At 68.8% G+C, this 22,715-nt stretch carries 18 protein-coding genes; 8 read left to right on the plus strand and 10 right to left on the minus strand.

Annotated features, from left to right (window positions below):
- Positions 1-19: 19 nt before the first annotated feature.
- Positions 20-1,213, minus strand: a complete 1,194-nt coding sequence (locus BLR51_RS13880; protein ID WP_089847955.1) for a DegT/DnrJ/EryC1/StrS family aminotransferase — start codon at positions 1,211-1,213, stop codon at positions 20-22.
- 48 nt (positions 1,214-1,261) lie between these two features.
- Entirely contained in the window at positions 1,262-1,936 is a 675-nt protein-coding gene (locus tag BLR51_RS13885) for an HAD-IA family hydrolase (RefSeq protein WP_089847957.1), read from the minus strand.
- 108 nt (positions 1,937-2,044) lie between these two features.
- On the opposite strand from BLR51_RS13885, the gene glmU reads away from it, so the two are divergent.
- The 3 genes from glmU (at position 2,045) to BLR51_RS13900 (ending at position 6,557) form a co-directional block, all read left to right on the plus strand.
- Complete coding sequence (gene glmU / locus BLR51_RS13890; RefSeq protein WP_089847959.1) at positions 2,045-3,394, plus strand: bifunctional UDP-N-acetylglucosamine diphosphorylase/glucosamine-1-phosphate N-acetyltransferase GlmU; 1,350 nt, start codon at positions 2,045-2,047, stop codon at positions 3,392-3,394.
- Positions 3,395-3,399: 5 nt separating this feature from the next.
- Positions 3,400-5,217: a glutamine--fructose-6-phosphate transaminase (isomerizing) gene (glmS, locus tag BLR51_RS13895; RefSeq protein WP_089847961.1), complete on the plus strand. Its 1,818-nt coding sequence runs from the start codon at positions 3,400-3,402 to the stop codon at positions 5,215-5,217.
- A gap of 170 nt (positions 5,218-5,387) precedes the next feature.
- Positions 5,388-6,557 carry an acyltransferase family protein gene (locus tag BLR51_RS13900; protein WP_089847962.1) on the plus strand — a complete coding sequence of 390 codons (1,170 nt, stop codon included), beginning with the start codon at positions 5,388-5,390 and terminating at the stop codon, positions 6,555-6,557.
- Here BLR51_RS13900 and BLR51_RS13905 read toward each other — a convergent pair.
- Positions 6,542-7,018, minus strand: a complete 477-nt coding sequence (locus tag BLR51_RS13905) for a hypothetical protein (RefSeq protein WP_089847964.1) — start codon at positions 7,016-7,018, stop codon at positions 6,542-6,544. The two genes, BLR51_RS13900 and BLR51_RS13905, sit on opposite strands and share 16 nt — an antisense overlap.
- 83 nt (positions 7,019-7,101) lie before the next feature.
- Between BLR51_RS13905 and moaA the strand changes: the two genes are divergently transcribed.
- The gene (gene moaA / locus BLR51_RS13910) at positions 7,102-8,106 is read left to right on the plus strand and encodes a GTP 3',8-cyclase MoaA (protein WP_089847966.1); all 1,005 of its coding nucleotides are present in this window, start codon (positions 7,102-7,104) and stop codon (positions 8,104-8,106) included.
- 75 nt (positions 8,107-8,181) lie between these two features.
- Here the strand turns inward: moaA and BLR51_RS13915 are convergent, their stop codons facing one another.
- The 3 genes from BLR51_RS13915 to BLR51_RS13925 all read right to left on the minus strand — a co-directional run bounded on the left by BLR51_RS13915 (position 8,182) and on the right by BLR51_RS13925 (position 12,502).
- The gene (locus BLR51_RS13915; protein WP_089847968.1) at positions 8,182-10,173 is read right to left on the minus strand and encodes an OmpA family protein; all 1,992 of its coding nucleotides are present in this window, start codon (positions 10,171-10,173) and stop codon (positions 8,182-8,184) included.
- Between the two features lie 67 nt (positions 10,174-10,240).
- Positions 10,241-11,509, minus strand: a complete 1,269-nt coding sequence (locus tag BLR51_RS13920) for a vWA domain-containing protein (protein WP_089847970.1) — start codon at positions 11,507-11,509, stop codon at positions 10,241-10,243.
- A gap of 84 nt (positions 11,510-11,593) precedes the next feature.
- Complete coding sequence (locus BLR51_RS13925; protein WP_089847973.1) at positions 11,594-12,502, minus strand: AAA family ATPase; 909 nt, start codon at positions 12,500-12,502, stop codon at positions 11,594-11,596.
- Between the two features lie 166 nt (positions 12,503-12,668).
- On the opposite strand from BLR51_RS13925, the gene BLR51_RS13930 reads away from it, so the two are divergent.
- From BLR51_RS13930 to BLR51_RS13945, 4 genes are read left to right on the plus strand one after another with little or no spacing between them, the layout of a single operon-like run.
- Positions 12,669-13,715: a glycosyltransferase family 2 protein gene (locus BLR51_RS13930; protein ID WP_089847975.1), complete on the plus strand. Its 1,047-nt coding sequence runs from the start codon at positions 12,669-12,671 to the stop codon at positions 13,713-13,715.
- Positions 13,712-14,344, plus strand: coding sequence for a sulfotransferase family protein (locus BLR51_RS13935; RefSeq protein WP_089847976.1), 633 nt, complete (start codon positions 13,712-13,714; stop codon positions 14,342-14,344). Before BLR51_RS13930 ends, BLR51_RS13935 begins: the two co-directional genes overlap by 4 nt.
- Positions 14,341-16,620: a glycosyltransferase family 2 protein gene (locus tag BLR51_RS13940; protein WP_089847978.1), complete on the plus strand. Its 2,280-nt coding sequence runs from the start codon at positions 14,341-14,343 to the stop codon at positions 16,618-16,620. The genes BLR51_RS13935 and BLR51_RS13940 overlap by 4 nt, the downstream gene beginning before the upstream one ends.
- A gap of 3 nt (positions 16,621-16,623) precedes the next feature.
- Positions 16,624-17,319, plus strand: a complete 696-nt coding sequence (locus BLR51_RS13945) for an FkbM family methyltransferase (RefSeq protein ID WP_089847980.1) — start codon at positions 16,624-16,626, stop codon at positions 17,317-17,319.
- Between the two features lie 195 nt (positions 17,320-17,514).
- On the opposite strand, the gene BLR51_RS13950 is transcribed toward BLR51_RS13945, so the two are convergent.
- The 4 genes from BLR51_RS13950 to BLR51_RS13965 form a co-directional block, all read right to left on the minus strand.
- The gene (locus BLR51_RS13950) at positions 17,515-18,678 is read right to left on the minus strand and encodes a M20 aminoacylase family protein (protein ID WP_089847982.1); all 1,164 of its coding nucleotides are present in this window, start codon (positions 18,676-18,678) and stop codon (positions 17,515-17,517) included.
- Positions 18,679-18,767: 89 nt separating this feature from the next.
- Entirely contained in the window at positions 18,768-20,111 is a 1,344-nt protein-coding gene (locus BLR51_RS13955) for an NAD(P)/FAD-dependent oxidoreductase (protein WP_089847983.1), read from the minus strand.
- Positions 20,108-21,271 carry an acetylornithine deacetylase gene (gene argE / locus BLR51_RS13960; protein WP_089847985.1) on the minus strand — a complete coding sequence of 388 codons (1,164 nt, stop codon included), beginning with the start codon at positions 21,269-21,271 and terminating at the stop codon, positions 20,108-20,110. Before argE ends, BLR51_RS13955 begins: the two co-directional genes overlap by 4 nt.
- A 140-nt stretch (positions 21,272-21,411) precedes the next feature.
- Positions 21,412-22,701: a DUF3422 family protein gene (locus BLR51_RS13965; protein WP_089847987.1), complete on the minus strand. Its 1,290-nt coding sequence runs from the start codon at positions 22,699-22,701 to the stop codon at positions 21,412-21,414.
- Positions 22,702-22,715: the final 14 nt, after the last annotated feature.

Here is a 22,715-nt window from a genome sequence, read left to right on the forward strand (position 1 = left end):
CCCGCCCCGGTCCCGCCGTCTAGCCCTGCTGGTGAACGGCGGAAATCTCGGCCCGCAGGATGCGGGCGATCTGCGCGCAGTCGTCAAGGCTGAAGGTCAGCGGCAGCCGCATGTCGAGGATGGCGGCAAGGATGCGGTCGGTGGCGGGCATGGGATCGGCGGGGGCATAGCGCCAGCTGTCATAACGCGAGGTGAAGGCCACCGGTTCCGCAGCCCCGAACCATTTCAGCTCGACCCCGCGCGCGGCGCAGCGCGCCAGCAGCGCCTGCACCTTGGGCGCAGGCCAGTCCAGCACCAGCGCCTGAAAGGACGAGCCCACATAGGTTTCGGCGGCGGGCCGGTCGATCAGCCGCAGCCCCGGCGTGTCGCGCAGCCCCTGGTCCACCACGCGGTAGCGGTCATTCCAGCGCGCGATCTGGTCGGGCAGTGCTGCCAGCTGCGGGCGCAGGATCGCCGCGCGCAGGTTGTCCATCCGGCCCGAGACATTGGGGGTGAGGTATTTCAGCTCGGCAAAGGTTTCGGGCGGCGGGGCGGCAAGGTGCCGGTCGTAAAGCATGTAGCTGCCCGACAGCATCACCGCCCGCGCCGCAAGCTCGGCATCGTCGGTGACCAGCAGCCCGCCCTCGCCGCTGTTCATGTGCTTGTAGGTCTGGGTGGAATAGCAGCCGAGGATGCCGTGCCGCCCCGAGGCGGTGCCGTTCCAGCTGGCCCCCATGGTATGGGCGCAATCCTCGATCACGCGCACGCCCGCCGCATCGCACAGCGCCATGAGCCGGTCCATGTCGCAGATATGGCCGCGCATATGGCTGAGCATCAGCACCCGCGCCTGATCGAGCTTTGCCGCAAGATCGTCAAGGTCGATCACCAGCGCTTCGGTCACGCCCACATAGACGGGGCGCGCGCCGACGGCGGCAATCGCCCCCGGCACCGGTGCCAGGGTGAAGGCATTGGTCAGCACCGCATCCCCCGGCCCCACGCCAAGCGCACGCAGCGCACATCCCAAGGCATAGCCGCCAGAGGCCACGGCCAGCGCATAGCGCGCGCCGGTGAAGGCGGCGAACTCCTGCTCCAGCAGGGCCGTCTCGGCGGTCTCGTCGGGGGCGGTGTTGTAACGGTGCAGGCGCCCGTGGCGCAGCACGTCCAGCGCCGCCGCGATCCCCTGTTCGGGGATGGGCTCCTGCTGGGTGAAGGATCCGGTGAAGCGTTCGGTCATGGCACAGTGATGCGCCCGCGCCCCGGGAAGGTCAACGGGGATCGCGGCTCAGCCGATCAGCCGCCGCACCTCCTCCGCCAGCGCGTCATATCCGGCGATCACCGCCTCGGGCGCCATGTCGCGCACCGCGTCGCCGCTGGGGCCGAACCCCACGAGGATGCAGGGCACCCCCGCCGCCTCGGCGGTGCGCCGGTCGGTCAGGGTGTCGCCGACCAGCAAGCTTTGCTCCACGTCGCCGCCCGCGCGGTCCACCGCCGCCACATAGGGCGCGGGATCGGGCTTGCGCACCGGCAGCGTGTCCGCCCCCACCAGCGCGCCGAACAGATCGCGCACCCCCAGCCGGGTCAGCAGCACTTCGGCCAGCGCCTCGGGCTTGTTGGTGCAGACGCTGGTGCGGTAGCCTGCGGCACGCAGGGCGGTGACTGCCTCCCGCGCGCCGGGATAAAGCCGCGTGTGCAGGTCGATCTTTTCGGCATAAAAGGCCAGCAGGCGCGGATACCACTCTTCGAGCATCCGTTCGGCGGCGATCTGCTCGGCCAGCCCCTCGCGCTCCAGCCCCAGCCGCAGCATCGCCCGCCCGCCGTGAAAGGCGGTCAGCGCATCGCCCTCGGGGCAAAGCCGCGTGGCGATCCCCATTCCTTCGAAACAGGCATTGGCGGCGGCGATCAGATCGCCGCTTGTGTCCGCCAGCGTGCCGTCCAGATCGAATACAACCGTCCGCATGATCCCGTTCCCTGTCACAACCCGCAATCCAACGTGAAGCCGGATCACCTTGCCCCCTTGGCCCAAGCGGATAAAACGGGCGCAGGCAGAAGACAAACAGGAAACCACATGAGCATTGCGCTGATCCTCCTTGCTGCGGGCAAGGGCACCCGAATGGAGTCCGACCGTCCCAAGGTGCTGCACCCTCTGGCTCAGGCGCCGCTGCTCTGGCACGCGCTGCGCGCCGGGCAGACGCTGGATCCGGCGGCCTGCGTGGTGGTGGCCGGTCACGGCGCCGAGGAGGTGAGCGCCGCCACGCTGGAGTTCGCCCCGGAGGCGCAGGTGGTGATCCAGTCCGAACAGCTGGGCACCGCCCATGCCGTGGCACAGGCCCGCGACGCGCTGAAAGATTTCGGCGGGGACGCGCTGGTGCTTTACGGCGACACGCCCTTCATCAGCGACACCACGCTGCAGACGATGATCGCGGCGCGCGCCACGCATGACGTGGTGGTGCTGGGCTTCGAGGCCGCCGATCCGGGCCGCTATGGCCGTCTGGTCACCCAAGGCGACGATCTGCTGGAGATCGTGGAATACAAGGACGCGACCGAGGCGCAGCGCGCCATCTCGCTGTGCAATTCCGGGGTGCTGATCGCCGCGTCGGACACGCTGTTCGCGCTGGTCGATGCGGTGGGCAATGACAATGCGTCGGGCGAATATTACCTGACCGATGTGGTGGCGCTGGCCCGCGCGCGCGGCCTGTCGGCGGGCGTGGTGCGCTGCGACGAGGCGGAAACGCTGGGCATCAATTCCCGCGCCGAACTGCGCGCGGCAGAGGGGGTGTTCCAGACCCGCGCCCGCGCGGCACTGCTTGACGACGGCGTGCTGATGACCGCCCCCGAGACGGTGCATCTGGCATGGGACACGGTGATCGGCCGCGACGCCGAGGTGGAACCCTATGTGGTCTTCGGCCCCGGCGTCACGGTGGAAACCGGCGCGCGCATCCGCGCCTTTTCGCATCTGGAGGGCTGCCATGTCAGCCGCGGCGCGGTGGTGGGCCCCTATGCCCGGCTCCGCCCGGGGGCGGAACTGGCCGAGGACGTGCATGTGGGCAATTTTGTCGAGGTCAAGAACGCCTATCTGGCCGAGGGGGTGAAGGCCAATCACCTGACCTATCTTGGTGATGCCGATGTGGGCGAGCGCACCAATATCGGCGCGGGCACCGTCACCTGCAATTATGACGGCGTCTTCAAGCACCGCACCACCATCGGGCGCGACGCCTTCATCGGATCGGACACCATGCTGGTGGCGCCGGTCAGCGTGGGCGACGGCGCCATGACCGGCTCGGGCTCGGTCATCACCGAGGATGTGCCTGCGGGCGCGCTGGGGCTGGGACGGACAAGACAGGTGACGAAGCCGGGCTTCGCCACGCGGCTGCGCGACGCGCTGCGGGCGAAAAAAGCAAATATTGGCAAGGAGTAAATCCCATGTGCGGGATCATCGGCGTTCTGGGCGAACATGAGGTCGCCCCTATTCTGGTCGAGGCGCTGAAACGGCTGGAATATCGCGGCTATGACAGCGCGGGCATCGCCACGGTGAATGGCGGGCGGCTCGACCGCCGCCGCGCCGTGGGCAAGCTGGTCAACCTGTCGGATCTGCTGGTGCACGAGCCGCTGGCGGGCAAGGCGGGGATCGGTCACACCCGCTGGGCCACCCATGGCGCGCCCACCACGCGCAACGCCCACCCGCATCGCGCGGGCCGGGTCTCGGTGGTGCATAACGGCATCATCGAGAATTTCCGCGACCTGCGCGCCGAACTGGGCGAGGCCGGTCTGCAGCCGGAAAGCGACACCGATACCGAAACCGTGGCCATGCTGGTCTGTCACCTGCTCGACAGCGGCAAGACCCCGGTCGAGGCGGCCCATGGCGCGCTGATGCGGCTGGAGGGCGCCTTTGCGCTGGCCTTCCTGTTCGAGGGCGAGGATGACCTGATCGTCGCCGCCCGCAAGGGGTCGCCGCTGGCGGTGGGCCATGGCGATGGCGAGATGTATGTGGGCTCGGACGCCATCGCGCTGGCGCCGCTGACCGACCGGATCACCTATCTGGAAGAAGGCGACTGGACCGTCATCACCCGCAAGGGCGCCGAGATCTTCGACATGGCGGGCCGTCGCGTCAATCGTGAGACCAAGCAGGTGTGGCTGGATGCCACCCGCGTCGACAAGGGCGGCTACAAGCATTTCATGGCCAAGGAAATCGCCGACCAGCCCGGCGTTCTGGCCGATGCGCTGGCCGCCTATCTGGATGGCGACGCCATCCTGCTGCCCGACCCCGGCATCGATTTCTCCAGGATCGAGCGGCTGACGCTGGTGGCCTGCGGCACCGCCTTCTACGCCTGCCTGACGGCGAAATACTGGTTCGAGAAGATGGCCCGCCTGCCGGTCGAGGTCGATGTCGCCTCGGAATTCCGCTACCGCGAGCCGCCCATCCTGCCCGGCACCGCCGCCGTTTTTGTCAGCCAGTCGGGAGAGACCGCCGACACATTGGCCGCCCTGCGCTACTGCCGCGACAAGGCCGACACCATCCTGTCGGTGGTCAATGTGGAAACCAGTTCCATCGCGCGGGAAAGCGATCTGGCGCTGCCCATCCATGCGGGCATCGAGGTGGGCGTGGCCTCGACCAAGGCCTTCACCTGCCAGCTCAACGTGCTGCTGCTGCTGGCCATCACCGCCGCCTGCGCGCGGGGCCACATGTCGCAGGCCGAAAAGAGCCAGCTTCTGGCCGAACTGCGGGCGCTGCCGGGGCTCTTCAACGCGACGCTCGACCGGTCCGCCGATATCGAGGCCGCCGCCCGCAAGATCGCCGAGGCGCGGGACGTGCTGTTCCTTGGACGCGGGCTGATGTATCCTCTGGCCCTGGAAGGCGCGCTGAAACTCAAGGAAATCAGCTACATCCACGCCGAAGCTTATGCAAGCGGCGAGCTGAAACATGGCCCCATCGCGCTGATCGACAAGATGGTGCCGGTGATCGTGATGGCGCCGCGCGACGCGCTTTTCGACAAGACCGTGTCCAACATGCAGGAGGTCATGGCGCGCGGCGGCAAGGTCTGCCTGATCTCCGACGCGGCGGGGCTGGCGCAGGCGGGCGACGGCATCTGGCAGGGCATCACCCTGCCTGCGGTGGACGACCGGCTGGCGCCGCTGCTTTACGCCCTGCCCGCGCAGCTGCTGGCCTATCACGCGGCGGTGGCCAAGGGCACCGATGTGGACCAGCCGCGCAACCTTGCCAAATCGGTGACGGTCGAATGACCCGCAGGCGGGGGCGGTCCGCGCCCCCGCCACGCCCGGTGCCAAAAGCCCTGTCGCAGCAATTCCCCGCAAAATTCCGCAAAGCGCGCGCATTTCGCCTTATTCTGCGCGCAGCCTGATCGGCGCAGGCCACCTTTCCGGTCTGCGCGACACGGGACGGGGGATTTTGCATGACCCGGAAGACCCAGCTGCACCAGCGCATCGCCTATTTTGAATCCCTGCGCGGGCTCGGCGCCACCTCCATCGTGCTCTACCATCTGGGCGGAGACACGGTGTTCATCGACAACAACCTTGTGAACAACGGTTGGATGATGCTGGATTTCTTCTTCATCCTCTCCGGCTGCGTCATTTCCTTTGCCTTCCTGCCCCAGATGGACCGGCCCGGCGGGGTGGTGCATTTCCTGTGGGGGCGGTTCCTGCGGGTCTATCCGCTGCATATCGTCATGCTGCTGGTCTTTGTCGGGCTGGAACTGGTGAAATATGCGGGCACCCACTATGCGGGCATCGCCGCCGACACGCCCGCCTTTGCCGAAAACAACCTGAACAGTTTCCTGCACAACGTCTTCCTGACCAATGTGCTGATGCTGGACCACATGACGTGGAACAAGCCCAGCTGGTCGGTGGCCGCCGAATTCTGGGCCTACGGGCTGTTTGCGCTGGCAGCTTACGCGCTGCGCGGGCACAGGCCGCTGTTCCTCGGGGTCTGTGCGCTGATCGCGGCGGGGGCCTTCGCCTATCTGACGCAGCACACGATGGACAGCGCCTATGGCATGGCGCGCTGTCTGTGGGGGTTCTTTCTGGGGGTGCTGCTGGCGGCGCTTCTGGACAGCGGGCGGGTGCGCCTGTCGGTGCCGATGCTGCATGTGATCTGCATCTGCGTCGCGGCGATCCTGCTGACCGGACCATGGCCGCATGACCATGGCTGGAGCGTGCTCTTCACCTCGGTCTATTTCATGCTGCTGCTGGCGCTGTTCGCCTCGCCCGAGGACACGGTGGTCAAGCGCGTGCTCAGCCATCCGTTCCTTGTCCGGCTGGGCACGGTCAGCTTCGGCATCTACCTGATCCATTCCGCCGTGTGGTGGGTGCTGGCACAGGCGGCGCGGGTGGTGGTCAAGCTGGTGCCCGGGCTGGTTCAGCCGGGGCAGGACGCGCTGGAAAGCGCGCTTGTGTCCAATGTGCTGCTGCTGATCGGCCTGCCGCTGATCTATCTGCTGGCCGAACTCAGCTACCGCTGGTTCGAAAAGCCGATCTACGACCTGCGCTTCCGCCAGCCGCGCTGGGTGGCCGAGCTTGACCGCCGGGCAGAGGCGCAGGTGACGCCGCCTCAGCCGCCCGCGTAAACCTCGACCGTGGGCAGGTCGGTCAGGTCGGCGCCAAGCACCCGCATCGCCGACAGCGAGATGCGGCTGCCGCCCGAAGCGGGTCCGTCGATGGGCCGCAGATCGACCCGCGCCCATTTGTTGGTGCCCGGATGCAGCACGCGGCCCGTGGCGGGGGCGCTGACCAGCGGCGTCTCCAGCCAGAAGCCCGGCTGCGACGGATCCCCCAGCGAGGCGACGGTGCTGCCCAGCATCTCGCCCTGCACCGAAGGCGCGGCACTGGCGGCACTGCGGTCCTCGGCACTGGCGGTGTCGAACTGGTCGGCGGTGCGGGCACCCGCTGCCGGGGCGGGCGCTTCGGGCCGCGCCTCGGGGCGCGGTGCGGTGGTCACGGCGGCACTGTCCTGCTGCGGACCCGTGTCAAAGGGCAGCTGGCTGCAGGCCGACAGAAGAAGGACGGTGGGGACAAGAAACGCTTTCATGCCGCAACCCTAGGACCATTGTCCCAAGCTGACAATGCGCAGATGGCTTGTGACGCGGCGGGAACGCGCCTACATTCCCTGACATGACCCCGCTCATAGATCCCTTCCTTCGCCCGATTTCCTACCTGCGCGTTTCCGTGACGGACCGGTGCGATTTCCGCTGTGTCTACTGCATGTCGGAAAACATGACCTTTCTGCCCAAAAAAGACCTGCTGACGCTGGAAGAGCTGGACCGGCTCTGTTCCAGCTTCGTGCGGCTTGGCGTGGAAAAACTGCGCATCACCGGGGGCGAGCCTCTGGTGCGGCGCGACATCATGACGTTTTTCCGCGCCATGACCCGGCATCTGGACAGCGGCGCGCTGAAGGAGCTGACCGTCACCACCAATGGCTCGCAGCTGGAACGCTTCGCGCAGCCGCTTTGGGATGCGGGCGTGCGGCGGATCAATGTCTCACTCGATACGCTGGACGAGAAGAAATTCGCCGACATCACCCGCTGGGGCCGTCTGCCGCAGGTGCTGCGCGGCATCGACGCGGCGCAGGCGGCGGGCCTGCGGGTCAAGCTGAACGCCGTCGCGCTGAAGGGCTTCAACGAGGACGAGCTGTTCAGCATGACGGAATGGTGCGCCAGCCGGAACATCGACCTGACATGGATCGAGGTCATGCCCATGGGGGACATCGGCAACGAGGACCGGCTGGGGCAATACTGGCCGCTGAAGGAGCTGCGCGCCACGCTGGGCCAGCAGTATACGCTTACCGATCTGGCAGAGCGCACGGGCGGGCCTGCGCGGTATGTCCGGCTGGAAGAGACCGGGCAGAAGATCGGCTTCATCACGCCGCTCACCCATAATTTCTGCGAAAGCTGCAACCGGGTGCGGCTGACCTGCACCGGCGAGCTGTTCATGTGTCTGGGGCAGGAAGACAATGCCGACCTGCGCGCGCCGCTGCGCAACCATCCCGGCAGCGATGACGTGCTGGAACAGACGATCCGCGACGCCATCGCCCGCAAGCCCAAGGGCCATGATTTCGACTATTCGCGGCAGGCCGTCGATGGCCGCGTCTCCCGCCACATGAGCCATACCGGCGGCTGATCCGCAGCGCCTGTCCCGGACAGCAGAACGCCCCCGCAGAGGCTGCGGGGGCGTTTTTCTGTGCTATGCTGGCGGTCAGCTGCGCGGCTGCAGCAGCGGGGTGATGCGGCGCACGGCGGCGCGGCGGTTGGCGCGTTCATCCGCCTGCGTTTCCACCGCCAGATCACTTTCGCCATAGCCCTGCAGCACCATGTTTTCCGGCGGCACGTCGAAATATTCGCTCAGCGCCAGCGCCACGGATTCGGCGCGCCGGTCCGACAGCGCAAGGTTATAGGCCTCGCCGCCGGTGGCATCGGTATGGCCTTCGATCAGAAACACCTCGCCGGGGTTCTGCAGGATGATCTCGCGCATGGCATTGCCCAGCGACACCAGCGCCTGCGCTTCCTCGGGACGGATCGCGGCGGAATTGGTGGCAAACTGCACCGTGTCCACCGAAATCTCGGGCACCAGATGGCGCACGCGGTCGATGTTGCGGATCTGGTTCAGCGAGAAGCTGCGCCCGGCATCCTGCCCCTGACGGGTGGCAAGGGCTGCGGCCAGATCCTGTTCCTGCACGTCGCGGAAATTGATCCGGGCGGGTTCCTCCGTCTGCTGCGGCAGATCCGAGATCACCACTTCGCGCTGCTCTGCCGTGTCGTCGAACAGCAGCACCTCCTGCCCGTCCGGCAGCACCCGGCTGCGGCGCAGCACGCGGCCATCGGCGGCCTTGATGGTTTCGACCACGGTGCCATCGTCATAGGTGACGACGCTGCGGGTCGAGCCGTCATCATAGCGATAGGTCTGCACGTCCGATCCCGGCTGGCGCAGCAGCACGTCGTCATTGCGCAGCACGCGATACTGGCCGTTCTGTTCCACCACCACGCGGTCGCCGGTGTTCTGCACGACCCGTTCGTCATCGTTGAGGATCTGGCTCAGCGCCAGCGTGCCCAGACCAAGGATCGCGGCGGCCTCGAAATTCGACAGCCCGTCCTCGTCGTCGTCATCATCGTCGTCGTCTTCGCTGCGGGCCTGCGGATTGGCCTGCAGACGGGTGGCAAAATCCTCGGCAGAGCTGCGGACATCGGCTTCGGTCAGCGATTCCTCGACCATTTCGGCCTCGCCCAGACCCAGCGCTGCGGCAGCGGCGGCAAGCGCACCGGTGGCGGTCTGCTGCGCGGATTCGGCCTGACGCGCGTCCTTGTCTTCGTCGGATTCAGCCTCGGCCTCAGCCTGCTCGGCCTCGTCCTGCGCGTCGGGGGCGGGCTGCCCTGCGGTCTCTTCGGTCTCTTCGGTCTCCGGCGTCTCGGGGCTGGCGGGCTGTTCCGCAGTCTCTTCCTCTTCGGCTTCGGTGTTCTGGGTCGCGGGGGCCTCTACCGGGGCGGCCTGCTGCTCGGGCGTGTCCTCTGTCTCGGGCTGCTCTGCGGTCTCCTGCTCTGCCTCTGGGGCGGGCTGCTCCGCCGTCTCCTGCTCCGCCTCGGGGCTGGCGGTGTCTTCGGCAGTGCCCTCAGCTTCGGTCTCAGCCGCCTCGGATGCATCCTCTGCCTCGGGGACGGCGATTTCCGGTGCGGGCGCTTCGGTGGGTGCGGCGTCCGGTTCCGCCTCGGGGGCGGGCTGCTCTGCGGTCACTTCGGGCGCGGCCTCCTCTGCGGGTGCCTGCGCGTCCGGGGTCGCCTGCTGCCCGGGGGCAACCTCAACCTCCGCCTCGGCCTTCGCGTCAGCTTCAGCGGCGGGCGCCTCCTGCTCCGGCGTCTCGGGCGTCGCCTGCACCTCGTCGCGGGTGGCGGCGTCGTCCTTCATCTCGCGCAGATCCTCGACCGCCTCGCTTTCGCTATCGGGGGCGTCCTGTGCTGCGGCATCCGGGAGCGCGTCGGCGGGTGTGGCCGCCTCCCCTTCCACCGCCTCACCTGCGGGCAGACCCTCGGGCGCGGCAGCGCCTTCGGCGGCGGCGCGGCAGGCTTCGGGATCCTGCGCTTCGGCACAGGCGCTGAGTTCCGGGGCGGCCTGCTCGGCCTGCTGGGCCGCGACGGGCAGCGTCAGGCTGGCGGCCAGCGCAAGGGCAGTGGTGGATTTCAGAAAACGCAGCGTCATGGCATCATCCTTATGGTTCCCCGCGCGGACGCGGTTTGCTTCTAAACGCGGCAGATGCGGAAAAAGTTCACTTCTGCCCGGGGGCAGTCTCGATCATGCGCAGCAGTCGGTCGCGGTCGCCATGGTCATCGGGACGCGACAGCGCCTGTGCCAGATCCTCCAGCGAAGCGATGGAATGGCCCGCACGGAAGCTGTCCACATGCGGCAGCATGGCGCGGATGCCCGCCGCCTTCGGCGCAAAGCCGTCCCAGCGCAGCAGCGGGTTGAGCCAGATCAGACGGCGCGAGGAGAGGTGCAGCCGCTCCATCTCGCGCGAGAGGGCTCCGGCATCGTCGCGGTCAAGCCCATCGGTGATGAGCAGTACCACCGCGCCCTGCCCGGTCACCCGGCGCGACCAGTCCCGGTTGAAGCCGTACAGGCATTGCCCGATGCGGGTGCCGCCCTTCCAATCCTGCGCCTCTGACCCTGCCGCCCTCAGCGCCGCGTCGACATCGCGGGCGCGCAGGTGGCGGGTGATGTTGGTCAGCCGGGTGCCGAAGGTGAAGGCATGCACCTTGGCCCAGCCCTGCCCCTTCTGGTTGGCGACGGCATGCAGGAAATGCAGCACCATGCGGGAATATTGCGCCATGCTGCCCGAGATGTCGCAGAGCACCACCAGATTGGGCCAGCGCGGACGCGGACGCAGACGGGCAAGCCCGCGCACCTCGCCGCCCTGCCGCAGCGCCGCGCGCAGGGTGCGGCGTGCATCGATGCGCGGCCCATGCGGGCTGGGTTTGCCCCGGCGCGAGGCGATGGGGGTGACCGGCAGGCTCAGCCGGGCCAGCATGCGCTTGGCCTGCGCGATCTCCTCGGTGGACATCTGTTCGAAATCGAGGGTCTTCAGCCGTTCCTCGGTCGAAAGGGTAAAGGCGCTGTCCACCTCGATACGGGTGGCGCCCTCGTCCTCGGGGTCGGGCATCTGCGGCAGGCTGTCGCCCAGAAGCGCCTGTGCCGCGCGCTTTTCGGCGGATTGCGCCGGTTTTTCCTCCTGCACGCCACGGACCGAGGGCAGCAGCAGCGACATCATGTGTTCAAGATAGCGCGGATCGCGCCAGTAGAGCCGGAACACCTGTGCAAAGACCACCCGATGTTCGGGGCGGCTGACGAAACAGGCATGCAGCGTCCAGTAGAAATCCATCCGGTCGGTGAAGCCTGCCGCCTCCACCGCGCGCACCGCGTCGATCGCCCGCCCCGACCCCACCGGCAGCCCGGCCCGGCGCAGGGCGCGGGCGAAATGCAGGATGTTCTGGGCAAGCCGGGGCTGGTCCGGCAGGGAAAGCGGGGCGTAATCGGGCATGGGCTGTGCCTTTGGGCTGGGGCCGGACCGGGGGCGCTGCCCCCGGACCCCCGGGATATTTCTGGCCGAAGGAAGGGGCGCGGGTCAGGTCGGGACGGGCATGGCGCGGGCCTGTTCCAGCAGGCGCTTCGCCTCGGAGCCCTGAATGCGGGCGATGTCATCCTGATATTTGAGGATCGCCCCCAGCGTGTCCGAGATCACCTGCGGCGACAGGTCGATCACGTCGAGCGCCAGCAGGCATTTGGCCCAGTCGATGGTTTCGGCCACGCCCGGTTTCTTGAAGATGTCCTCGGTGCGCAGCGCCTGCACGAAGCCGACGATCTGGCGGCTGAGCGTGTCGGCCAGCCCCGGCGCGCGGGTCTGCAGGATGTCGAGTTCGCGGTCAAAATCCGGGTAATCGACCCAGTGATACAGGCAGCGGCGTTTCAGCGCGTCATGCACCTCGCGCGTGCGGTTGGAGGTCAGGATGACGATGGGGGGCTCGGGGGCCGTGATCGTGCCAAGCTCGGGGATGGTCACCTGAAAATCCGACAGCGCCTCCAGCAGGAAGGCCTCGAAGGGTTCGTCGGTGCGGTCAAGCTCGTCGATCAGCAGCACCGGGGCGCCGGCGGGATCGGGGCGCATGGCCTGCAGCAGCGGGCGTTCGATCAGAAAGTCGGGGCCGAACAGATCCTGCTGCAGCGCCTTGCGGTCGGGGGCGCCCTGCGCCTCTGCGGTGCGGATGGCGATCATCTGCGCGGCGAAGTTCCATTCATAGACGGCGGTGCTGGCGTCGAGCCCCTCGTAACATTGCAGCCGGATCAGGCGGCGGCCCAGCGTCAGGGCCAGCGCACGGGCGATCTCGGTCTTGCCGGTGCCTGCCTCGCCTTCCAGAAACAGCGGGCGGCCAAGGCGCAGCGCCAGAAACACCACCGTGGCCAGGGGCCGGGCGCAGACATAGCCGGTTGAGGCCAGTCGGGTCACGACCTCGTCGATGGATGCGGGGTTCTGCATGGCGGTCCTCCTCTGTCTTTGTTGCTGCCCGCCTGCCGCGCCCCGGTCAAGTGGGCTTTGGTCGCGGATCCGCCGCCGCGTTGACGCGCGGCGCCGCCGGTGCCATGCTGGCCGCGAGGCGCAAGGGCCCCCAAGGGGGCCCCTTCAGGCGGGCACGGGAACGGTCATGAGCAGCAGGGGCGGCGCGCCGCGCGTGACCGCGGTGACATGCGTGAAGAACGAAGGCCCCTTCCTGCTGGAATGGGTGGCCTTTCACCGGCTGATCGGCGTCACCGACTTTCTGATCTATTCCAACGACTGCGACGATGGCACCGAGCCGCTGCTGGACGCGCTGGCGCCTTGGGGCGTGGTGCATCTGCCCAATCCCGCCCGGGGCCGCAGCTATCAGATGGAGGCGCTGCGCCATGCCGCGCGGCAGGAGGTGGTGCGGGGCGCCGACTGGGTCTGGATCGCGGATGTGGACGAGTTTCTGAACATCCATGCGCCGGGTCATGACATCGCCGCACTTATTGCCGCCTGCGGCGACGTGATGGCAATCTCCGTCAGCTTCCAGTTCTTTGCCAATGACGGGATCGGCGCCTTTGCCGACGCGCCGGTGATCGGGCAGTTTTCCCGCTCGCACAATCCGGATCTGTGGGGGGCGGAAACGGCGATCGAGGTCAAGACCCTGGTGCGGCGCGATTTTCCGCTGTGGTATTACGGCGCGCACCGGCCGTTTTTCCGCACCGGACTGCCCGGCGAGGAGCGGCCGCGCTGGTGTGACGGGTCGGGGCGCGCGGTGCCGGAGGTATTCCGCGATGCGGCCTCCCCCCGCTGGCGGCTGCGGGTTCCGGCGGCAGGGGCGCGGCAGCTTGCGACGCTCAACCATTACGCGCTGCGTTCGCTGGACAGCTATCTGGTGAAATCCGACCGGGGCGACGTGAACCGCGCGGGCCGGGTCTTTGCCGAAGATTACTGGCAGGAACGCAACGATCCCGCATGGCAGGATCTGTCGATCCAGCGCCATCTGCCCGCCCTGACCGCAGCACTGGCCAAGATGAAGGCCGATCCCCGGCTGGGGCCGTGCCATGCCGCCTGCGTCGCGGCCCATCGCGCCAGGATCGCGGCACTGGCCGCCGATCCCGCCACCGCGGCCCTGCGCGCGCGTCTCTCAGCCCTGCCCGCCCTGCCCCCCGGCGAAGCCGAACTTCGCGCCGAGTTGGGGCTGGCATGACGGTGCGGGTCATCAACCTTGGCCTGCCCAAAAGCGGCACGACCACGCTGGCGGTGGCGCTGGAGAAGGCGGGCTGGCGCGTGGCGGATTACCGGCTGCGGCGCGGCAAATGCCCCGATCCCGACATCGCGGGCAGTTTCGTGGCGCGGCAGCTTTATGACGGCTATTTCGGCGCGGGCGATCCGCTGCTCCGGCTGCAGGGCTTTGACGCGCTGTCGGAGATCTCGGTGCTGACGCGGCGGCTTTGCCTGTGGCCGCAGACCGATTTCGGCCTGATCGAGGCGCTGCGCACCCGCCACCCGGATCTGCGCTTTGTCGCCTCGATGCGCGATCCGGGCGAGATGGCGCAGTCCATGCTGCGCTGGTCCGATCTGGGCACCGACCGGCTGCCGCAGGGCTCGGTGCCGGGCCTGCCGCGCGGCTATGGCGAAACCCGGCTGGAGCGCGCGCAGTGGATCGCGGCGCATCATGCCTTCCTGCACCGGATGTTTGCCGGGGATCCCCGGTTTCTGGCCTATGACACAAGCGATCCCACCGCCCCCGCGCGCCTTGGGGCCCATCTGGGCCTCAGCCTGCCGTGGTGGGGCACGGCCAACAGCAACCGCCAGACAGCATCGGGACGCGCATGAGGATCGTTCTGCAGATCGGGCCGGACAGGGCCACGGGCGACCGGCTGGCCCGCGTTCTGGCCGAGGCGCAGGAGGCGCTGCGCGCGGCGGGCGCGCTGCTGCCCCGCGACCACGGCCCGCGCGGGGCGGCACGGCTTTCCATGGCGGCCAGCGATCCGCAGCGGATCGACCGGCTGCGGGTGCAGCAGGGCTTTGGCGCACCCGAGGCCCAGGCGGCGCTGCGCCAGCAGATCGCGCGCCAGCTGCAGGAAGAGGTGGCGCAGCACCGGCCCGATCTGCTGATCCTGTCGGCCCCGCAGCTGGGATCGGGGCTCTGCTCGCGCGCCGAGCTGCAGAGCCTGCGCGATCTGCTGCGGCCCCTGTCGGATGACATTCACGTGCTGGCGCATCTTGATGATCCCGCGCGGCTGCTGGCGCGGCACTACGCGGCGCAGCTGGTGGCGGGGCGCAGCACGTCCCTGACGCAGGATCTGGCGCTTTGTGAGGTGCCCGACTGGTGGCAGGCGGCGCTGGCGGGCCGCCCCGCCGCCGATCCGCTGGCCGGACGCTTCCCCGAGGTGGAGGGCGCGCCGTTCTGGCTGGATTTCGCCCGGCTGGAGGCGGAATGGCAGGCGGTGTTTGGCGTCGACCGGGTGCGGTTCTGCAGCACTGATCCGCACCGGCTTTACGGACCAGATGCCTTGGCCGAGATCGGCGCGGCCTTCGGTCTTTCCCTGACCGGGCGCAGCAGGCCGGAGCCGCTGCCCGAAGCCCCTGCCGAAGCATGGCTGACGCGCTGCCGCCTGATGAACGACGCGCTGCAGCGCCATCAGGCGCGCCATGGCCAGAGCCTGCCGCCGCCGCTCTGGCGCAGCCTGCTGACCGAAATCCGGGTGGCGGGCCCCGCGCTGGCCCCCGGTGCGCTGCATGCCGTGTCGGCGCGCTTTGCGCCGGACATCGCCGCGCTCTGTGCCCGCCATGCCGGGTTTGACGCCGCGCGCATGGCCGCCGATCCGGCGCTGCCCGACTGGCAGGAGGCGGATCCGCTCTACGGCTTTCGCGCCACGCAATATCTGATGGCCTTCGCGCCAAGGCTCGGGCAGGCAGGCCCGCCGCCCGCCGCCAGAAGCGCGCTGCCGCCCGAGGCGCAGCAGGCGCTGGAGCGGCTGGCCGGAACCCCCTTTGCCCCGCATAACCGGCTCGGCACCTGCGACGAGACGGCAGAGGCGCCCGCCTATTCCGCCGCGCCGCGCCCGCCCCGGCCCGACGGGAGGGCGGAGCGGGTGATCGTCGGCTGCATGAAGAACGAGGCGCCCTATATCGTCGAATGGGTCGCCTATCACCGCGCCATCGGCTTCGACAGCTTCCTGATCTACAGCAATGACTGCGAGGACGGCACGGCGCAGATCCTCGACCGGCTGCAGGCCATGGGGGTGCTGCAGCATCGCGACAACAGCGCATGGCAGGGCAAATCCCCGCAGCAGCACGCGCTGGATCAGGCGCGCGACGAGCCGCTGCTGCGGCAGGCGGGCTGGATCGCTCATATCGACGTGGACGAATTCATCAACCTGCGCTGCGGCAACGGCACGCTGGACGATCTTTTCGCGCGCCTGCCTGCAGAGACCACCCATGTGGCGATGACGTGGCGGCTGTTCGGTCATGGTGGCGTCACCGATCTGTCCGGCGATCCGGTGATCGCGCAGTTCACCGACTGCGCCCCCGCCTATTGCCCCAAGCCGCATATCGCATGGGGGTTCAAGACGCTGTCCCGCACCACCGGCGCCTATGCCAAGCTGTCCTGCCACCGCCCCACCAAGCTGGATCCGGATCAGGCCGCACAGGTGCGCTGGGTGAACGGATCGGGCGCGGACATGACCGGGGAGGTGCTGCACCGGGGCTGGCGCAATTCCCGCCGCTCCATCGGCTATGATCTGGTGCAGCTCAACCATTACGCGCTGCGCTCCGCCGACAGTTTCCTGATCAAGCGGCAGCGCGGACGCGCCCTGCATGTGGACCGCGACATCGGGCTGAACTACTGGATCCGCATGGACTGGTCCGGCGCGCGCGACGTCACCATCCGCCGCAACCTGCCCCGGCTCCGGACCGAAATGGCACGGCTGCTGGCCGATCCCGAACTTGCGCGCTGGCACGCGCACGGGCTTGACTGGCACCGCGCCCGCGCCGCCGAACTGCGCGGCCTCCCCGATTTTGCCCGGCTGCGCGCACAGGCGCTGGCGCTGCGCCTGACCCCCACCGAACGGGCGGCCTACGCGCTCTCCCTCGACATGGAAAGCTGAGCGATGGACCCCGCCGCCCCCCGCAGCCCCTTCCTGCGCTCGCGCGGGCTGCTGATCCCCAAACATCCGCAGATCACCACGGGCCGCCTGCGCGCCGCCCTGCGCAGCGACAGTTACGAGCGCAAGGAATGCGATGCCGTCGCCCGCGTGGTGCAGGAAGGCGACGTGGTTCTGGAACTGGGCGGCGGCATCGGCTACATGTCGACGCTGCTGTCGGTGACCCGCCGCGTGGCCCGCGTCACCAGCTACGAGGCCAATCCGGCCCTGATCCCCTATATCCGCTCGGTGCATGCCGCCAATGGCGTGACCAATGTCGATCTGCACAATGCGCTCCTGTCGCCGGAGCCGGGCCCGCCGGTGGCCTTCCATGTGCGGCGCAACCTGCTCGCCTCCTCCATGGACCGCGACAGCGATCCCGACAGCATCACCCGGACCGTGCAGGTGCCGCGCCAGCCGCTGGCCGAGGCGCTGGCCCAAGTGTGTCCCACGGTGCTGGTCTGCGACATCGAAGGCGCCGAGGCGGATCTGCTGCCCGCGGGCGACTGGTCGGGGCTGCGGGTGGCGGTGATCGAACTGCACCCGCAATGGATCGGTCAGGCCGGGGTGCAGGCGGTGTTCGACGCGATGCACCGCGCCGGGCTCAGCTATTACCCCAAGGCGTCAGAGGCGAAGGTGGTGACCTTCCGCAAGGGCTGGTAAGGCGCCACACCCCGACGCACCCAAGAATGGCCGCCGCCCGCGCCGCACGGCAGGACGACTGACGCCGGACCCGCATGGAAAGACCAGCCTGCCCGCGCGGCCCGCCCCTTCATCTTGCCCCTAAACTCCGGGGGTGAATTGGCCGCAGGCCAAGAGGGGGCAGAGCCCCCTCCTGCCGCATGGCCCTTGCCGCGCTCAGGCGGCGGGCATGCGCCGTTCGACGATTTCCGCCCACCACGAACAGCCGGCGGGGATGGCCTCGTCGTTGAAATTATAGGCGGGGTGATGCACCGGGGCGGTGTCGCCGTTGCCCACAAGGATATAGGCGCCGGGACGTTCCTCCAGCATGAAGGCGAAATCCTCGCCGCCCATCACCAGCGGCGCCTCGGCGCAGTCGCCGGACACGGCCCGCGCCACCTCGGCGGCAAAGTCGGTCTGCTCGTCATGGTTCACCATGACCGGATAGTTGCGGGTATATTCTACCTCGGCCTCTGTCCGCAGCGCCGTTGCCATGCCGGTGCAGATCTCGGCGATCCGGGTCTCTGCCAGATCGCGGTTTTCCGGGGAGAGCGTGCGCACCGTGCCGCGCAGCGTCACCGACTGCGGAATGACGTTGAACGCCTTGGACGAGGTCTCGAACGAGGTGACCGACACCACGATCTGGCTCACCGGATCGGCGTTGCGGCTGGCGATGGTCTGCAGGGCCGTGACGATCTGCGCTGCGGCCACGGTGGGATCCACCGTCTCGTGCGGCTTGGCGGCATGGCCGCCGCGCCCGGTGATCTTGACCTCGAACACGTCCGTCGCGGCAAAGAACGGCCCCGGACGGATGGCGAACTGCCCCAGCGGCACACCCGGCCAGTTGTGCATGCCGTAGACTTCCTGAATGCCCCAGCGCGCCATCAGCCCGTCTTCGCACATCTCGCGCCCGCCGCCGCCGCCTTCTTCGGCGGGCTGGAAGATCACCACCGCCGTGCCGTCGAAATTCCGCGTCTCGGCCAGATATTTCGCCGCCCCCAGCAGCATCGCGGTATGGCCGTCATGGCCGCAGGCATGCATCGCCCCCGGCGTCTTGGAGGCATAGTCCAGCCCGGTTTCTTCAAGGATCGGCAGCGCGTCCATGTCGGCCCGCAGGCCGATGACCCGGCCCGAGCCCTGCGCGCGGCCCTTGATCACGCCCACCACGCCGGTGCGCCCGATGCCTTCCACCACCTCGTCACAGCCAAAGGCCCGCAGCCGTTCTGCCACCAGCCCCGCCGTGCGATGGGTGTCGAACAGGATCTCGGGATGCTCGTGCAGATCCCGCCGCCAGGCGGTGATCTCTGTCTGCAGTTCGGCAAAGCGGTTCTTCACGGGCATGTCGGTCTCCTTGGATCATGATGCGCGCGACCCTGCCACCGGCTGCGGCGGCCCGCAACCCGCCCGCCCGGCGCCGCTGCGTCAGGCGGCTAGAGGTTCGGCCCGGGCACAAGTTTTGACCCGTCGCTGAAACGCGACAGGCGGAACCGGGCCAGATCATGCCCCGGTGCGTTGTCCTGCACCATGTCGGCCACCACCCGGCCAAAGCCCGGCCCGATGCCGAACCCATGGCCGCACATGCCGGTGGCGACGATGAGCCCGGGCAGGGCCGCGACCTGATCCACCACCGGCACCACATCGGGCAGCACGTCGATCATGCCCGCCCATGACGCCGCCAGCGCCACCTCGCCCATCTGCGGGAACTGCGCGGCAAAGGCGGCGCGCGTCGCCTCGACCTTGGCGGCGGCGGGCTCGGGCGACAGGATGCGCATCCGCTCGAACGGGGTCTGCTCCTCGTCGCGCCAGCGCCGGGGCGTGCCGAAGGCATCGGGATAGCCGCGCGGCGCGGGCGCGCGCAGATGCACGTCGAACTCGCCCTTCAGCGCCAGCGGCAGGTAATGGCGCATGTGGCGCAGCGTGTCCGGCCCCAGCATCAGCTCCGACCAGCCCGACGGCGCCAGCGTATAGCCGCCATCGGCGCGCGGGCGGAAGGCGAGCCGGTCATCCACCGCCGCCAGCGGCACCGCCTGCGGCAGTGGCCCCGTCGCCATGGCGGTCGAGCGCACCGACAGCTGCGGCAGATCCACGCCATGGCGGCGCAGGAACAGCGAGGACCACGCGCCCCCCGCCAGCACGACCCGGGGCGCGCGCACCCGCCCCGCCTCTGTCACCACGCCCGCCACCTGCCCTGCGGCCAGGTCGAGCCCGCGCACCGCACAGCCTTCGCGGATCGTGACCCCTTCGGCCACCGCCAGCCGCGCCAGTTCCGGCACGGCGGCCCATGGTTCGCCCTTCATGTCGGTGGGGGTGTGCAGCATGCCGCACCACGGGCTCTCCGCCGCCCCGGTCAGCGCCGCCGTCTCCGCCCGGTCCAGCAGGCGCGAGCTGACGCCAAGCGGCCTCGCCTCCTCCAGCCAGCTGCCGAAGGCGGCCATGTCCTTGTCGCTGCGCGCCAGATAGCCCACGCCCACGGTGCGCAGCCCCAGCCGCCCGCCGCATTCGGCCTCCAGCGCGGACCAGAGCCGCTGCGCCTCCAGCGCCACGGGGATCTCGGCCATGTCCCGGCCCTGCACCCGGATCCAGCCCCAGTTGCGCGAGCTTTGCTCTGCCGCCACCCGGCCCTTTTCCAGCACCAGCACCCGCAGCCCGGCCCGAGCCGCATAAAGTGCCGTGCAGATGCCGATGACGCCCGCGCCGATCACCACCAGATCACAGGCCTCGGGCAGTGCGGCCTCGTGTTCGCGCGGGATCACGTCCTGAAACGGAAAGCTCATGCCAGCTGCTCCAGGAGCCGCTCCATGAACTGCTGCCCGGCTTCCAGCTGCGCGATCTCCAGATATTCGTCGGGCTGGTGGGCGATGCCGATATCGCCCGGGCCGCAGACCACCACATCATAGCCGCCCGCCTGAAAATGGCTGGCCTCGGTGCCATAGCTGACATGGCGGATGGCATTGTCGCCGGTGATGCGCCGCACCAGTTCTTCGGCGGCATTGCCCGGGGCCGGGGCAAAGGTCGGCAGATGGAAGGTGTCGCGCAGCTCGATCCGGGCGGCGGGCTGCACCGCCTGCATCTGCGCCTGCAATTCGGCCACCTTCGCCTCCAGCCGGGCGCGCCAGTCCGCAGCATCCTCGCCCGGCACCACGCGGAACCCCAGCGTGAACACGCAGTCCTTGGCGGTGATGTTCTGCGCCGTGCCGCCGCGGATCTGGCCCACATGCACATTGGTCCAGGGCGGATCGAACAGCACCGCCAGCGGCCCCGGCGGCAGGGCGGCGTTTTCGGCATTCACCGCATTGCACCACTCGATAAGCTTGGCGCCCCACATGATCGCCGACACGCCGCGTTCAAGGATCGAGGAATGCACCTCCACCCCATGCACATGCACCTCGAAGCTGATGCCGCCCTTATGCGCCGTGACCGGGCGCAGCAGCGTGGGCTCGCCCACGATCACCGCGCTGGCCTGCGGCAGCGCCGCCATTGCCGCCACCAGATCCGGCGCGCCGGTGCAGCCGATCTCTTCGTCATAGCTCAGCGCCAGCTGCAGCGGGCGGGTCACGCCGCGCGCCCGTGCCTCGACCATGGCCCAGATCGCCAGCGCGTCGAAACCCTTCATGTCGGTGGTTCCGCGCCCGTAAAGCCGCCCGTCGCGTTCGGTCATCTCGAAGGGATCGCTGGACCAGACCTGCCCCGCCACCGGCACCACATCGGTATGGCCCGACAGCACCACGCCCCCCGGCACCTCCGGCCCGACATGGGCAAAAAGAGCGGCCTTCAGATCGGGCTCGGAGGGCTTGGCTATGCGCTCTGCGGCAATGCCATGCGCGGCCAGATAGCCCTCGACCCAGTCGATCAGATCAAGGTTGCTGCCGGTGCTGACAGTGGGAAAGGTCACGAGCTGCGCAAGGATCTCGCGCGGGGAAAGGCGGGAAGTCATGTGGCATCCTTCGGTCATCTGCCCTGACCTAGCCCTGCCCGCGCGCCGATCACAAGCCCCCAAGGGGCCGGCGCCACCCCCCGGCGCCACCGCCGCCCGTTTGGCGCGCAGCGGCGCGGCATCCGGCGCACAGGGCCCGGTCAGCCCTGCCGTTCCACCCGGTGCCGGATCCGGTGCACCATCACCCAGACCGCCAGCACCACCGGTGCCACCGCCAGCGCCGTCAGCATCCCCTTGGACATGCCCAGAAAATCCGCGACCGGATACAAAAGATAGCCCACCAGCGACAGCGCGTAATAGCTGATCGCCACCACCGACAGCCCCTCCACCGTGGTCTGCAGCCGCAGCTGCAGATCGGCGCGGCGGTCCATGCTGGCCAGAATTTCCTGATTCTGCGCCGAGCGTTTCACCTCCACCCGGGTGCGCAGCAGCTCGCCCGCCCGCATCGCCCGGGCCGACATCGCCTCCAGCCGCTTCTCCGCACTTTTCACCGTGCGCATGGCCGGATCAAAGCGCCGCGCCATGAATTCGCGGAAACTCTGCCGCCCCTCGAAGCGCTCCTCGCGCAGCACCGCGATGCGCCCGGTCACCAGCGCCTCATAGGCCGCGGTGGCCGACAGCCGGAACGCGGTCTGCGCCGACAGCGTCTCTAGTTCCGAACTCACCCGCAGAAGCGCCTGCAGCGTCTCCTCCTCGGGGGCGGTGCCATGGGTCATCTCGGTCATCAGATGGGTCAGCTGCGCGTCGATCTCGGTCAGCCGGGCACCGATGGCGCTGACCCGGGTGAAGCCCAGCATCGACATGGTCTTGTAGACCTCGATCTCGCAGATGCGCTGCACCACGCGCCCCACCCGGCGGGCGCCCACGCCGTCGCTGACAAAGACCGCAAAGCGCTGGTGCCCGGCCGGATCGATACGGAAATCCCCGGCCACCACCAGCGCGTCATCCAGCATCCGGCTTACCGCCACGCTATCCGCCACCAGCCAGTCCTCCAGATCGGCATTGATCCGCGCCGCCTCGGGCCGCGGCACCACCCGGATCAGCGCCGAGGTCACCCGGACCCCCGGCGCCTCCGCCAGCCAGTCCTCGGGAAAGACGCCAAAATCCGCCGGATCAAAAGGCCGCGCCCCCAGCCCGGGCAGAAAGGCGGTATAGGTGACAAACTCGGTATGCTGCTCCCATTTCACCACCGCCTGCCCGATCTGCCCGGAATAATGCGTGGCGCCGGGCTGGGGATGCGGCGCGCCATGCCGGTCCAGCAGCGCGCGCAGATGCGCCAGATCCTGCGCCCGGTCGCGCGAGGCGGCATCGCGCTCCTTCTTGATCGCCAGATAGACCGCGCGGCAGGGCACGCCCAGCGACGGAAAGGGCCGCGCATGCAGCTCGTTCGCCAGCTGGTAACGCAAGGGGTGATCGTCGATCGGGGGCATGGTCCGGCTCCGCT

Source organism: Salipiger marinus (assembly GCF_900100085.1).
GTDB lineage: Bacteria > Pseudomonadota > Alphaproteobacteria > Rhodobacterales > Rhodobacteraceae > Salipiger > Salipiger marinus.